General features: G+C 66.9%; 14 protein-coding genes. 5 read left to right on the top strand and 9 right to left on the bottom strand.

The window, feature by feature from the left end:
* Window positions 1-39 precede the first annotated feature (39 nt).
* Both fabB and Q9R14_RS11465 read left to right on the top strand, forming a co-directional pair.
* Window positions 40-1,257, top strand: a complete 1,218-nt coding sequence (fabB, locus tag Q9R14_RS11470) for a beta-ketoacyl-ACP synthase I (RefSeq protein ID WP_306002482.1) — start codon at window positions 40-42, stop codon at window positions 1,255-1,257.
* A 335-nt stretch (window positions 1,258-1,592) separates the two neighbouring features.
* Window positions 1,593-2,636: an aspartate-semialdehyde dehydrogenase gene (locus Q9R14_RS11465; protein ID WP_306002481.1), complete on the top strand. Its 1,044-nt coding sequence runs from the start codon at window positions 1,593-1,595 to the stop codon at window positions 2,634-2,636.
* A gap of 9 nt (window positions 2,637-2,645) precedes the next feature.
* On the opposite strand, the gene truA is transcribed toward Q9R14_RS11465, so the two are convergent.
* The 9 genes from truA to Q9R14_RS11420 are packed head-to-tail and all read right to left on the bottom strand — an operon-like array spanning window position 2,646 to window position 9,749.
* The gene (gene truA / locus Q9R14_RS11460) at window positions 2,646-3,389 is read right to left on the bottom strand and encodes a tRNA pseudouridine(38-40) synthase TruA (protein ID WP_306002480.1); all 744 of its coding nucleotides are present in this window, start codon (window positions 3,387-3,389) and stop codon (window positions 2,646-2,648) included.
* Window positions 3,389-4,312 (bottom strand): methionyl-tRNA formyltransferase, encoded by a 924-nt coding sequence (gene fmt, locus Q9R14_RS11455; RefSeq protein WP_306002479.1) that lies wholly within the window; start codon window positions 4,310-4,312, stop codon window positions 3,389-3,391. The genes truA and fmt overlap by 1 nt, the downstream gene beginning before the upstream one ends.
* A gap of 27 nt (window positions 4,313-4,339) precedes the next feature.
* Window positions 4,340-4,618, bottom strand: coding sequence for a hypothetical protein (locus Q9R14_RS11450; RefSeq protein ID WP_017504962.1), 279 nt, complete (start codon window positions 4,616-4,618; stop codon window positions 4,340-4,342).
* Window positions 4,618-5,193: a peptide deformylase gene (gene def, locus Q9R14_RS11445; RefSeq protein WP_306002478.1), complete on the bottom strand. Its 576-nt coding sequence runs from the start codon at window positions 5,191-5,193 to the stop codon at window positions 4,618-4,620. The genes Q9R14_RS11450 and def overlap by 1 nt, the downstream gene beginning before the upstream one ends.
* Window positions 5,194-5,250: 57 nt before the next feature.
* Entirely contained in the window at window positions 5,251-5,652 is a 402-nt protein-coding gene (locus tag Q9R14_RS11440; RefSeq protein WP_242077814.1) for an acyl-CoA thioesterase, read from the bottom strand.
* Window positions 5,653-5,685: 33 nt separating this feature from the next.
* Window positions 5,686-6,264: a hypothetical protein gene (locus Q9R14_RS11435; RefSeq protein ID WP_306002477.1), complete on the bottom strand. Its 579-nt coding sequence runs from the start codon at window positions 6,262-6,264 to the stop codon at window positions 5,686-5,688.
* 4 nt (window positions 6,265-6,268) lie between these two features.
* Entirely contained in the window at window positions 6,269-7,441 is a 1,173-nt protein-coding gene (locus Q9R14_RS11430; protein ID WP_306002476.1) for a polysaccharide biosynthesis/export family protein, read from the bottom strand.
* A 30-nt stretch (window positions 7,442-7,471) separates the two neighbouring features.
* Window positions 7,472-8,755 (bottom strand): glycosyltransferase family 1 protein, encoded by a 1,284-nt coding sequence (locus tag Q9R14_RS11425; RefSeq protein ID WP_306002475.1) that lies wholly within the window; start codon window positions 8,753-8,755, stop codon window positions 7,472-7,474.
* 1 nt (window position 8,756) lies between these two features.
* Window positions 8,757-9,749: an SIS domain-containing protein gene (locus Q9R14_RS11420; RefSeq protein WP_161639950.1), complete on the bottom strand. Its 993-nt coding sequence runs from the start codon at window positions 9,747-9,749 to the stop codon at window positions 8,757-8,759.
* Window positions 9,750-9,947: 198 nt separating this feature from the next.
* On the opposite strand from Q9R14_RS11420, the gene otsB reads away from it, so the two are divergent.
* From otsB to Q9R14_RS11405, 3 genes are read left to right on the top strand one after another with little or no spacing between them, the layout of a single operon-like run.
* The gene (gene otsB, locus Q9R14_RS11415) at window positions 9,948-10,676 is read left to right on the top strand and encodes a trehalose-phosphatase (protein ID WP_306002474.1); all 729 of its coding nucleotides are present in this window, start codon (window positions 9,948-9,950) and stop codon (window positions 10,674-10,676) included.
* Between the two features lie 4 nt (window positions 10,677-10,680).
* The gene (locus tag Q9R14_RS11410; protein WP_306002473.1) at window positions 10,681-12,465 is read left to right on the top strand and encodes a glycoside hydrolase family 15 protein; all 1,785 of its coding nucleotides are present in this window, start codon (window positions 10,681-10,683) and stop codon (window positions 12,463-12,465) included.
* A gap of 42 nt (window positions 12,466-12,507) precedes the next feature.
* Window positions 12,508-13,920 carry a trehalose-6-phosphate synthase gene (locus Q9R14_RS11405; RefSeq protein ID WP_306002472.1) on the top strand — a complete coding sequence of 471 codons (1,413 nt, stop codon included), beginning with the start codon at window positions 12,508-12,510 and terminating at the stop codon, window positions 13,918-13,920.
* Window position 13,921 lies beyond the last annotated feature (1 nt).

Raw genomic sequence — 13,921 nt, 5'->3', positions numbered from 1 at the left:
GACGGTCCTCGGACCAGGAAGCATCAAGAAGGAAACACCATGCGTCGTGTCGTCGTCACCGGCCTGGGCATCGTCTCTTCCATCGGCCACGGCGCCGAGGAGGTGACCCAGTCCCTGCGCGAAGCCCGGTCGGGCGTCGTTCATGCCCCCGACCACGCCAAATACGGCTTCCGCAGCCAGGTCTGGGCGCCGCCCAAGATCGGTCCGTGGGAAGAGCTGGTCGATCGTCGCGCCGCGCGCTTCCTAGCCAACGGCACGGCTTGGGGCCACATCGCCTTTGAAGAGGCGCTGAAGTCGTCGGGCATGACGGCGGACGAGATCAAGGATGACCGGATCGGCCTTATCGTCGGCGAGGGCGGCCCCTCGACCCAGGTGATCCTGCAGGCGGCAGCGACCACGGTCGAGAAGGGCGCGCCCAAGCGCATCGGCCCGTTCGCTGTGCCCAAGGCGATGGCGTCGGGCCCGTCGGCGGTGCTGTCGACCTGGTTCCAGATGCGCGGCATCAACTATTCGATCAGCTCGGCCTGCGCGACCAGCGCCCACTGCATCGGCGCCGGGGTCGAACAGATCCAGTGGGGCAAGCAGGACGTGGTCTTCGCCGGCGGGTGCGAGGACATAGACTGGTCCATGTCCAATATGTTCGACGCCATGGGCGCCATGTCGTCGGACTTCAACGACAATCCGTCGGTCGCCTCCAGAGCCTATGACGCCAACCGCGACGGCTTCGTCATCGCCGGCGGCGCCGGCATCGTGGTGCTGGAAGAGTATGAGCGGGCCAAGGCGCGCGGCGCGACCATCTACGCCGAGGTCACCGGCTATGGCGCCAACGCCGACGGCTACGACATGGTCGCCCCCTCGGGCGAGGGCGCCCAGCGCTGCATGAAGATCGCGCTGGAACAGGCCGGCAATCCCAAGATCGACTATCTGAACCCGCACGGCACCTCGACCCCCGTGGGCGACGCCAAGGAGATGGAGGCCGTGCGCGCCGTCTTCAGCGACCGGATGCCGATGATCTCCTCGACCAAGTCGTTGACCGGCCACTCGCTCGGCGCGGCCGGCGCCCAGGAAGCCATCTACTGCCTGCTGATGATGCAGAACGGCTTCGCGGCCGAAAGCGCCCATATCGAAAATCTCGATCCGGCGTTCGAAGGCATGCCGATCCTGCGCCAACGCTACGATGGCGAACTGACCCACGTCATGTCCAACAGCTTCGGCTTTGGCGGCACCAACGGCACGCTGATCCTGTCGAAGGTCTGAGGTTTCCACGCGTCCGTCATCCTCGGGCTTGACCCGCGGATGACGGATGGGAGGGCTTAGGGGTAGCGGCTTTATTGCGTGTGGAGGGCGCTTCTCCTTCTCTCTGCGTGAATTCTTTCGTCACTGCCCGTTTACACGACCGTTTCTCACCCTTAGAGAGCGTCGCCGTGACGCAGCGCCCGATTAAAGCGATGACCTCGAAAACCACCGGCTTCGGCGGGGCGGTTTCGGGTGCGCGCGCGATCTAGCGACAACCCGATCCCAAGCCCCGCCGATGCGCGGGGCGGTCGATCCGGCTGAACCCCGCGCCTCCACCCTTCCCAGGAGACGCCATCATGTCCTTTTCCCCGTCCAACCCGCCCCACGTGGGTATCGTCGGCGCCACCGGCCTCGTCGGCGAGATGATGCGCGGCCTGTTGGCCGAGCGGAACTTCCCGCTGGCCTCGCTGCGCCTGTTCGCCTCGGCCCGGTCGGCGGGCAAGATCATCCGCTTCGGCCAGACCGACATCGTGGTCGAGGATGCGGCGAGCGCCGACTACGCCGGTCTGGACATCGTCTTCTTCTCGGCGGGCGGCGAGACGTCCAGGGCCCTGGCGCCCCAGGCGGCGGCGGCCGGGGCGGTGGTGATCGACAACTCCTCGGCTTGGCGTTCTGACCCGCAGGTGCCGCTGGTGGTCGCCGAGGTGAACCCCCACGCCCTGACCAATCTACCCAAGGGGATCATCGCCAACCCCAACTGCACCACCATGGCCGCCATGCCGGTGCTGAAGCCCCTGCACGACGCGGCGGGGCTGAAGCGCCTGACGGTCTCCACCTATCAGGCCGTCTCGGGCGGCGGGATCGAGGGCATCCGCGTGCTGGAGGAGCAGTCGCGCGCGACCGTGGGGCAGGGCGCGGCCCTGGCCCGCGACGGCGGGGCCGTGGACTTCGGCGCGCCCGAGAAGTGGATTGTGCCGATCGCGGCCAATGTCGTGGCCCTGAACTACACGCTGGGCGAAGACGGCTATACCGACGAGGAGCTGAAGCTACGCGACGAAAGCCGAAAGATACTAGAGATCCCCGGCCTGCCGGTTTCGGGCACCTGCGTGCGGGTGCCGGTCTTCACCGGCCATTCTCTTTCGATCAATGTCGAGTTCGAGCGCTCGCTGTCGGCGGCGCAGGCGCTGGAAATTCTGGGCCAGGCGCCGGGCGTGGTGGTGACGGCCGTGCCGAATCCGCTGGAGGCGTCGGGTCAAGACCCGGTCTTCGTCGGCCGGGTCCGCCCCGATCCGACGGTTGAGCATGGTCTCGCCCTGTTCATCTCGAACGACAATTTGAGGAAGGGCGCGGCCCTGAACGCGGTCCAGATCGCCGAGGTGCTGGTCCGGCAGCGAGGCTGACCGGCGGGTTCAGTCGTAGCGCACGCCGCTGAGATAGAGCCCTGCCGAGGGGGCGACGGGGCCGCACCGGGCGCGGTCCTTCGCCTCCAGCGCGGCCTTGACGTCGTGGGCGGTCCAGCGGCCCAGACCCACCTCGACCAGGGTCCCGGCCATGGACCGGACCTGGCGGTGCAGGAAGCTGCGGGCCTGGAAGACCAGATGCACCTCTTCGCCGAAGCGGCTGACGCGGGCCACGTCCAGGGTCTTGACCGGCGACTTGGACTGGCAGCCCACGTCGCGGAAGGTGGTGAAGTCGTGCAGCCCGACCAGGACCTGGGCCGCACGATGCATGGCCTCGGCGTCCAGGGTCTTCTTGACGTGCCAGACCCGGTCCCGCTCCAGCACGGGTTGAGGCCGACGGTTCAGGATCCGGTACAGATAGCCCCGGCCCGTGGCGGAGAAACGGGCGTGCCAGTCGGGGTCGGGCGCATATTCGGCCGTCAGGACGCAGACGTCCTGACGCACCAGATGGGCGTTCATGGCGTTCTGCACCGTATCGACGGGCCAGTCGCGGTCCAGATCGGCGTGAATGACCTGGGCCGTCGCATGGACCCCGGTGTCGGTGCGGCCGGCGGCGGCGATGCGAATCCGCTCGCCGGAAAAGGCGTGGATCGCCGCCTCAAGCGCGCCCTGCACCGTCGGCTGGCCGTCCTGGGCCTGGAAGCCGTTATAGGCCGTGCCGTCGTATTCGATCGTCAGCTTGTAGCGCGGCATCAGCCGAGCACGGTCCCGACGGGCAGGGGGAAGCCGCGCAGCATCTCCTCGGCCGATTGCGCCGCCTTGCCTTCGCGCTGAACGCGGATCAGACGCACGGCGGCGTCGCCGCAGGCCACGGTGAGCGCGTCGTCCAGCACGGTTCCGGGCGCGCCGGATCCGTCCGCCATGCCCGACAGCAGCGCCTTGATCCGCACGGGTCCAGCCTCGGACGGGGCCTCGAACCAGGCACCGGGGAAGGGCGAGAGGCCTCGGATGTGGGCGTCCACCTCGGCGGCGGGGCGGGTCCAGTCGATCCGGGCCTCGGCCGGGGTGATCTTCTTGGCGTAGGTCGGCTCTCCGACCTGTTCGGACGGGGTGACGCCGCCCCGGTCGATGGCGGCCAGCGCGCGGGGCCACAGGGCCGCGCCGACATGAGCCATCCGTTCGGACAGGCTGGCGGCTGTGTCGTCGGGCAGAATGTCCATCAGTTCGCTGAGCAGGATGGGGCCTTCGTCCAGACCCAGGCTCATCTGCATGATCTGGACGCCGGTCTGTTTGTCACCGGCCATGATGGCCCGCTGGATCGGGGCGGCCCCACGCCAGCGCGGCAACAGGGAGCCATGCAGGTTCAGACAGCCCAGGCGTGGCGCTTCCAGCACCTCGGTCTTCAGGATCTGGCCGTAGGCCACGACGCAGGCCGCATCGAGATCCAGGCTTCTGAAGGTGTCGATCGCCTCGGCGTCCTTCAGGCTTTCGGGCGTGAAGACGGGCAGGCCCATGGTCTCGGCAAAGGCGTGGACGGGCGACGGCGTCAGCTTCTGGCCCCGGCCCTTGGGGCGTGGCGGCTGTGAATAGACGGCCACGATCTCGTGACCCGAGGCGATCAGCTCGGCCAGGGACGGCACGGCGAAGTCGGGAGTTCCCATGAAGGCAAGGCGCATGGGCAGGCCTTTAGAGGTTTAGGCCGCCTACTGCCAGCGGGTGAAGACGCCGCCGCCCTCGTCCCATTCGCCGCCGGCGTCCAGGGCGTCGTCGAAATCAAGCAGGCGGTCCAGCAGCAGGCCCGCCACCACGCCCAGCAAGGCCACGCCGGCCAGAGTCGCGACGCCGGCGACGCCGACCTTCTGGCTGCGCGTCAGGCGACGACGGCCCGAGGCGTCGATGATCAGCGAGCGGCCGCGCGGAATGGACGGCGCGATCCGGCGCGCAGCACGTTCGATACGTTCGGGGCGGACGATCTTGGTCATCAGGCGGCGATCCTGTCGCGTGCGGCCTTCTTGACCTTGGTCACGGCGCGGTCTCGCTTGAGACGCGACAGATGGTCGATGAAGAGCACGCCGTTAAGGTGGTCCATCTCGTGCTGGATGCAGACGGCGTAGAGACCCTCGGCCTCTTCCTCCACCGACTGACCGTCACGGTTCAGATAGCGAATGCGGACGCGGGCCGGGCGTTCCACCTTGTCGAAATACTCGGGGATCGACAGGCAGCCTTCCTCGTAGGTGTAGAGCTCGTCCGAGGTCCACAGGATTTCCGGGTTGGCGAAGAAACGCGGGTTCTTGCGCGCCTCCGCGTTCTCGGCCGCCTCTTGCTCGGTCTCGCAGACCACGCCGTCCTTGTCGCCCAGGTCCATGACGATCACGCGGTCCAGGGCGCCGATCTGAACGGCGGCCAGGCCGATGCCCGGCGCGTCGTACATCGTCTCCAGCATATCATCCATCAGGGCGCGGACGGCGTCGTCCACGGCTGCGACGGGCTTGGATACCTGCTTGAGGATCGCCAGGTCGGCGGCGTTGTCGATGGTGAGGATGCGTCGAATGGCCATGGCCGGGACGTAGGCCCGCCCCGGCGCAAGGTCAAGATTTGCGCCTCTTGCCGCGCTTTACGCCTTGCCGGGCAGAGCGCGGGGTTTGCGGTTTTCGTCGATGGCCACATAGGTGAAGACGCCCTGGGTCACGCGCACCGAAGCGGCCTGGGGCTGTCCCCGCGCCCGCTTCCAGGCCTCGACCTGGACGCGGATGGAGGTGCGGCCCGAACCGATGACGTGGGCGTAGATGCTGACCTCGTCGCCGACCGAGACCGGCTGGTGAAAGACCATGCCGTCCAGCGCCACGGTGGCGCAGCGACCGCAGGCCAGTTCGAACGCCGGGGTCGCGCCCGCAAGGTCCATCTGCGCCAGCAGCCAGCCGCCGAAGATGTCGCCCTCGGGGTTGGTGTCGGCGGGCATGGCGATGATGCGACCGACGGGCTGATCTTCGGGCGGATATTCGGGGGCGTCGGACATAGAAGCAGCCTGCAGTTCGGGGAGGCGGGCTCTCTAGCGCGGCTTTGGCGGCTTGTCGCCCTTGAGCGTTTTGGGACGCGCGGGCTCTGGCACGGACAGGGTCAGGCGGGATGTGCGAAACGCCTGTGCATCGCGCAAGGCGCGCCAGGCGGTGCCCAGTTCCATGGCGGTCAGGAGATGATCCTGGGTCAACACAACGCGCCGAGACGCCCGCAAGGTCGCGACATCGGCCATGAGACGCGCTGCGGCCTGAACATCCTCGCGGTCCGACCTCGCGCCCAAATCCTCCAGCCGGGCGAAGCGCCAGCCCTGTTCGGGCGGATACCGCAGGGCCAGGGCGAAGCGTTCGGACGGCTCGATCTGACGGGCCAAGAAAATCCAGTCCCCCGTCTCGGGATCGCTACGATAGTGGCCCGGCTGGGTGGGCAGCCCGGCCTGGGCGTAGATCTCCAGCGCCCCGGCTTCGATTTCAGCCAAGGCCAGGCTCAAGGCGTCGGATTGCTCCTGCGCCAGATCGGTCGGCCGCTCGAACGGGTCGATCGTGTCCTCGGCGGGCGCAGCCGGTGACTTGTGCGAAAACAGTCCCGAAAGCAGCGCCCGCCGTCTGGCCATGACGTTAGTTGTTGTTGAGCGTGCTGGTCACCGACACGTCATAGACGACGCGGGTCAGGCTCTGAACGACCTCGAAGAACTTGCGCATCTCCGCGGCGCCGGCCAGGGGCACATAGATCACGTCCTCGGGCATGACCTCCATGTTGGTGGCGGCGAAAACGTTGGCGGCGTCGCTGAAGTCCAGTTCATAGACGACCGGCACGCCGCGCGGGGTGGTGGGCTGATTGATCCCCAGCGCCTGGGCGACCTCGGGACGTTCGAATCGGAAAATCAGAACGCGACGCGCATTGGCCGTATTGGTGTTCAGCCCGCCGACCTTGGACAGGGCGCCGGTCAGGGTCACGGGACCGGCCGGCATGTCGACCTGGGCTACGGCGTTCAGGCCGCCGAAGGTCGAGAAACGACGGGGCTTGTACTGGACATTGACCACGTCGCCACGTTGCAGACGCACGTTCTCGCCGAACTCTGTCGTCACCGCCGACAGGGGCGCGGTATAGGTGCGGCCCTCGCGCTGGATCGAGATGGTCAGGTCGTCGGTGGTGCGAGCCGAGCCGCCGGCCGCAGCGATCACGTCCAGGATGCGGTCGCTGTTGACGCCCAAGGGCGCGCGACCCGGCTGACGCACGTCGCCCAGCACATTGACCGTGTTGGAGGCATTGCCGGCGATGGACACCAGCACCTGCGGATTGGCGACCTTGCCGACCAGGGCGCGCCGGATCGCCGCCGCCGCCTGGGTGGAGGTCAGGCCCTGAACCCGAACCTGCCCGCCGAACGGAATGGTCACTGAGCCGCTACGGTCAACGGTAGCGCCGGGCAGAGCCTGATTGCCGCCGGACATGGTTGCGGCGTTACGGCCCGACGCCGAGCCGGCGCCCAGGGTTCCTCCGAAAAGCGAACCGGACGGATCGAAGATCGAGATCGCCAGGGTGTCGCCCTCGCCGATCACGTCGGCGGGCTGATCACTCGATCCTGCGGCGAGACTACCGAAGAACTGCGGCGGAACTTGCTTCATCCGTTCGGTCGCTTCGAACGTCAACGGCACCAGCGCGTAGCTGCCCAGGGCCGAGGCGGTCGTGGCCCCGGCGTTGACCGAGGCGCCCGAGGGCCCGTCTCTGGGCAGGGTGGAGCAGCCGCCGAGAATGGCGACAATGGCAAGCGGCAGGATGGTGCGCGTCATGAAGTTGGAAAGCCCTCGTTCGCGGATTGATTACAAGCCTTTGGGCGCGCTCGCCAGTGGCGAAACGGGCTGAAGGCCGATGGCGTCTGCGATGCTGCGAAAATGCTCGGTCCAGGACGGCGCCCTGTAGGAGGGCGAGGGTATCGGCGCCGCCTTGGTCGCGCGCTCGATGGCGGCCAGCCAGCCGAGGCCATCGAGCGGATCGATCAGTTCGGCGTTCGGCGTCAACTCGCGGTGGGGCGGAATGTCGGAGGCGATCAGCGACAGACCCATGGCGCAGGCCTCTACGGCGGGCAGGTCGAAGCCTTCGACGGACGAAGGGGCGAGTATGGCGCGGGCCCCGCGCATCAGCCTGGCCAAGACAGCATCGGACAGATTCGCCGCCTGGTGAACGACCCCCTGCAGATTGGGCGAGCGCTGCAGATGATCCAGCACCGCCTCGTTCTCCCAGCCGTAGCGACCGACCAGCACAAGGGACGGCGTCTGATCGCCCATCCGTTCTTCGAGGCGCCGCCAGAGGGTCAAGAGCAAGGCCAAATTCTTGCGCGCCTCGATCGTGCCGACGTGGACGAAATAGGGGCGTGGTGCCGCAAAGGCGTCCCCTGCGACGAAGGCCGGCTCTAGCCCTAGGTGGGCGACGTGGACCGGCGGCAGCGGCAGGCCCTCGCGCTCGGCGAAGGCGCGAAGTTCGTCGCCCGTATAGGCGGAGTTGACGATGATCCGGCTGGCCAGACGCAGGGTGTTTGAGACCCGCGCATGATGTTTGTCGCCGTCGCCGGGCCGACAGAATTCAGGGTGAGTGACCGGGATCAGATCGTGCAGCAGCACGACGCGTTCGATCCCGGCGGCCTTCAGATCTTCCAACGCCGTCGGCTCGTGCAGGGTGGTGTGGCCGACGGTCAGATACAGGTCGGCCTGCGGCAGCGGGGCGACGTGGCGCGAACGGAAGAACTGCTTGAACACCCGCGTCTTGTCGGCGGGCTTCTCCTTCTCGGGCGCGGGCGCGGGGCACAGCACCGAGGCTGCCGGCCGTCGCTCTGAAGTCAGGGCGGCGAGCAGCCGCTGCTCGTGCGCCAGATCGGCCGCCGTGCTGGCGGCGCCGTTCCATTTGGCGCGCAGGTCGGCCACGAACCGCCGGAACCAGCCGATCTCTACGGCGACCAACCGGTTCTTGCGGCCACGCACCGGGATGGTCGTGAGATCGGGCGAGGCGAGCAGCCATTCGGCATAGGCCAGACACACCCGGTCCACGCCCGTCGGCGCCGACCGTTCGGCCCGGCTCATAAGCCGGCTGGCGTCGTAGAGAATGCGCATCCTAGGCGACGTAGCCGGCCTGCATAAGTTCGGCGATATGGACGATGGCCGTGGGCTTGCCGTCCTCGACCACGAACAGATTGGCGATCTTGTTGGCGGTCAACAGATCGACGACGTCGCTCATCCGCGCATCCGGATCCACGGTGATGGGGTTGGCGCCCATGATGTCGGCCGCCGTCAAATGGGTGGTGTCGCGCTGGAAGGCCCGGCGCAGGTCGCCGTCGGTGACGATGCCAGCCAGCGCGCCATCGGCGTCCAGCACGGCCACCGCACCTTTTCGACCTTCGGTGATCGCCGAGACCACGTCGCCGAAGCTGGCGTTCAATGGGACGCTGGCGGGGACGGCGGCATTGTCGCCCATCCATTCGCGCACGCTTTGCAGGCTCATACCCAGGGCGCCGCCTGGGTGGTGCAGGCCGAAGTCCATGGCCGTGAACTCGCGGCGATCCATCAGCACCATGGCCAAGGCATCGCCGAGGGCCAGGGTCATCAGGGTCGAGGTGGTGGGCGCCAAGCCGTTGGGGCAGGCCTCGGCGACCTTCGGCATGGTCAGGCAGACCGCTGCGTTGCGGCCCAGGAAGCTGGCCGGCCGCTGGGTGATGGCGATGACGGGAATGCCGTTGCGCTGGCAATAGATCAGCGGATCGCGCAGCTCGCGGCTCTCGCCCGAGTTGGAGATGGCCAGCACCGTCACGTCGGGACGCAGCATCCCCAGGTCGCCGTGGCTCATCTCGGCCGGGTGGACGAAGAAGGCGTTGGTGCCGGTGGAGGCCAGGGTGGCGGCGATCTTGCCGCCGATATGGCCCGACTTGCCCATGCCGGTGACGACGACATAGCCCGGCCGGCTCATGATGACATCGACTGCGCGCGCCAGCGAAACGTCGATCGAGCGTTCCAGCGCCTCCAGCGCCTCGATGTTCAGGCGCACGACCTCACGGGCGCGGTCGGTCATTACGGCGATGTCGTCGGGGGTCGAGTGAGCGATCTCGGTCATAGTGTTCTGGCCCGCAGCCGGGCTCTCCTTCTTTGACGAGCGCGATCCGCCATGAGTGCGTTTCGCGCGCCGCCTCCCTTTCAGACGACTTTGTCGGTTTCTGGTCAACCTTTGCCGCTCTGGCGCGTTACGCCGACTGGGGAACTAAAACAAAGAGTTTGATCGTCAATGCCGTCTGATGCCGGAGCCGCTTCGCTATTGCTCCCGACACCTCCCGTCGTCGCCGACGGGATCGCCCTGTTTCTGGACATGGACGGCGTGTTGGCCCCGATGGCCCCGACGCCCGACGCCGTCGTGCCTACCGCGCGTCGGACGGCGGCGCTGAAGGCTGTCGAGGCGCGACTGGCGGGCCGCGTCGCCATCATCAGCGGACGCACTCTCGCCGAGATCGACCGTATTTCCGATCACGCCCTTGTCTCGGGCTCGGGCGTGCATGGCTTGGAGCGGCGTCTGAAGGACGGCTCCATTGAACGCAAGACGCCCGACGCCGGCGTCGCCCAGGCGCTGGATGCGTTCGAGGAGTTCGCCGCCGATCGCCCCGGCGTGATCGTCGAGGACAAAGGCGTCTCGGTCGGTCTGCATTATCGTCAGGCGCCGGATGAGGCCGGCGCCGCCAAGGGTCTGGCCGCCGAGCTTCAGGCCGAGACGGGACTGACGCTCCAACCCGGTCATATGGTGCTGGAGCTGAAGACGCCCGGCGCCGACAAGGGTACGGCCGTCACGGCCTTCATGAAGGAGGCGCCCTTCAAGGGCGCCGTCCCGGTCATGCTGGGCGACGATCTGACCGACGAATACGGGTTCGAGGCTGCGGCGGCGCTGGGCGGATACGGCGTGCTGGTCGGACCCGAGCGTGAGACGGCGGCCCGATACCGGCTGGATGATGTAGATGCTGTGCTCACCTGGCTTGAAGCCGTAGCGAAGGCCTGAACCGATGAAGCCCAATCTGGATCTGTTCCCCATCGGCAACTGCGGCGTCAGCGCCCTGATCGACCGTCAGGGCCGCTTCGTCTGGGCCTGCGCGCCGCGGGTGGACGGCGACCCGGTCTTTTCCGCCCTGATGGACGGCATGGAGCCCGCCCATGGCTTCTGGGCCATCGAGATGGAGGACGTGAAGTCGATCGATCAGGCCTATGTCCGCAATACGCCGGTTCTGCGCACGGTGATGACGGCCGAGGACGGTTCGTCGGCCGAGATCATCGACTTCGCCCCGCGTCACCCGAAACATTCGCGCACCTATCGGCCGCTGGCCTTCGCCCGTATCGTGCGGCCTCTGTCGGGCACGCCGCGTGTTCGGGTGCGGTTGCGGCCCTCGACAGACTGGGGCGCGCGCCGGGCGCCGCACACCTCCGGATCCAACCACATCCGCTATATGTGCGCCGACGTCACCTTCCGCCTGACGACCGATTGTCCCGTGTCGCATGTGCTGGAAGAGCGCGTATTCAGGCTGGAGCGGTCGCACGCCTTCTTCCTGGGCCCGGACGAGGGCTACGACCAGGATGTCGGCCACGGCGTTCAGGGCGCGCTGGATCGCACGGTAGCCTATTGGCAGGACTGGGTTCGCAAACTCTATCTGCCGCTCGACTATCAGGAGGCGGTGATCCGCGCGGCGATCACGCTGAAGCTGTGCGCCTATGAAGAGACCGGCGCCATCGTCGCCGCCATGACGACTTCGGTGCCCGAGTTCAAGGAGAGCGGGCGTAACTGGGACTATCGCTACTGCTGGATTCGTGACGCCTATTACACGGTGAGGGCGTTGAACCGTCTGGGCGCGGTCGACATCCTTGAAAACTACCTCGTCTATCTGAGGAATCTGGTCGACGATTCCGCGGGCGGCCACGTCCAGCCGGTCTATGGTGTCGGCCTGGAACCCGGAATCGGCGAGAGCATCATCGACAGCGTCGAGGGCTATCGTGGCATGAAGCCGGTGCGTATCGGCAACCAGGCGCACGAACATCTGCAACACGACGTCTACGGACAGATCGTGCTTCCCCTGGTCCAGGCCTTCTATGACGCGCGTCTGCTGCGTCCGGGCACGCTGGAGGATTTCCACGCACTCGAAGCGATCGGCGAGCGCGCCTTCGCTATGCACGATCAGACCGACGCGGGCCTGTGGGAGTTCCGCACTATTGCGCGGGTCCATACCTATTCGTCCGTCATGTGCTGGGCCGCCTGTGACCGTTTGGCCAAGGCGGCCGACCATCTGAACCTGCCGGAGCGGGCCGCCTTCTGGCGTGAGAGGGCGCAGATCATACGTCAGCGGATCGAGGCGGAGGCTTATCTGCCCGACGAGGGCCGGTTCGCCGCCAGCTTCGGCGGGCGCGAGCTGGACGCCTCCTTGCTGCAGATGACCGACCTGGGCTTCCTCGACGCCCACGATCCGCGTCAGGTCGCGACCTTCGACGCCATCGAGCGCGATCTGAAGAAGGGTAGCCATCTGTTCCGCTATGTCGAACCAGACGACTTCGGCGAGCCGGAGACCGCTTTCAACTTCTGCACCTTCTGGTTCATCGAAGCCCTGCACCAGAACGGCCGCATCGAGGAAGCGCGCACCATCTTCCAGGAGATGCTGAGCCGGCGAACGGCTGCAGGGTTGTTGAGCGAGGATATCTCGATCGACGATGGCGAGCTGTGGGGCAACTATCCGCAGACCTATTCCCTCGTCGGCATCATCAATTGCGCCGTGCTGTTGAGCCGTTCCTGGACCGATGTGCGTTAATGTCTGGACCCCGGGGTTGGGGTCGCCGTGTGAAGTGAAGTCATGAGCCGCCTGATCGTTGTTTCGAACCGGGTTTCGGCCCCGACCGACCCCGCCGCCGGGTCCGCCGGCGGCTTGGCGATGGCCCTGTCCGCCGCCCTTAGAAAATACGACGGCCTGTGGTTTGGTTGGTCGGGCGAGCGGGTGGACAACTACACCGGCGAGGTGAAGATCGAGGACCGGGCCGGCGTCACCGTAGGGCTCGTCGATCTGGAGGGGCAGGACGTCGACGAATACTACAACGGCTACGCCAACAAGACGCTGTGGCCGCTGTTCCACCACCGCATCGACCTGGCCCAGTACGAGCGCTCCTACGGCGAGGGCTATGAGCGGGTGAACCGGCGTTTCGCCGAAGCCCTGGCGCCGCTGATCCAGCCGGACGACATGATCTGGATCCACGACTATCACATGATCCCGATGGCGCGGGATCTGCGCCGCCTTGGCGTTCGCAACCGGATCGGCTTCTTCCTGCACACGCCCTGGCCGGCGCGGCAGTTGCTGGTGACCCTGCCGCATCACCGGCGGCTGGTGGAGTCGATGTTCGACTTCGACCTGATCGGTTTCCATACGCAGGAATGGAGCGATCTGTTCACCGACTATGTGGTGTCCGAGGCCCAGGGCGAGCTGGATGGCGTCGGCGGGCTGGAGTGTTTCGGGCGCAAGGTCCAAACGGGCGTCTTCCCCATCGGCATCGACGTGGATGGTTTCCTGGCGGCGCGGAACTCGCAGCTTGGGGCGCGGACCTATGACCGGATGGCGGCGTCGTCGGCCTTCCGGTCGATGATCGTGGGCGTGGATCGGCTGGACTATTCCAAGGGGCTGGAAGAGCGGCTGCTGGGCTACGAACAATTCCTGCACGACAACGCCTCGATGCGGGGCGAGGTCTTCCTGTTGCAGGTCACGCCCATCTCGCGCGACGACGTGGACAGTTATCAGGACATTCGGTCACGGCTGGACGCCCTGGCGGGACGGATCAACGGTGCCTTCGCCGACATGGACTGGCAGCCAATCCGGTATCTGAACCGCACCTACCGCCGGGATCAGCTGGCGGGCATCTACCGCGCGGCGCGAGTCGGTCTGGTGACGCCGCTGCGTGACGGCATGAATCTTGTGGCCAAGGAATATGTCTGCGCCCAGAACCCGGACGATCCCGGCGTGCTGATCCTGTCGCGCTTCGCCGGCGCGGCCGAACAGATGGGTGAGGCGCTGCTGGTCAATCCCTACAGTCGCGAAGAGCTGTCCGACGCCATCCAGAAGGCGCTGACCATGCCGCTGGCCGAGCGGATCCGGAAATGGGAAGCCCTGATGGATGTGGTGCGCGCCACCGATGTCGGCATCTGGCGCGACGATTTCGTGCGCGCCCTGCAAGCCGACGAATCTACGTCCCAACCGACGCAGTGGGCCGGGGCGGCCTGAC

This window comes from Brevundimonas sp. C43, from assembly GCF_030732185.1.
GTDB lineage: Bacteria > Pseudomonadota > Alphaproteobacteria > Caulobacterales > Caulobacteraceae > Brevundimonas > Brevundimonas diminuta_C.
Note: the sequence above shows the minus strand (reverse complement) of the source record. Positions and strands in the feature narration are given on the sequence as shown.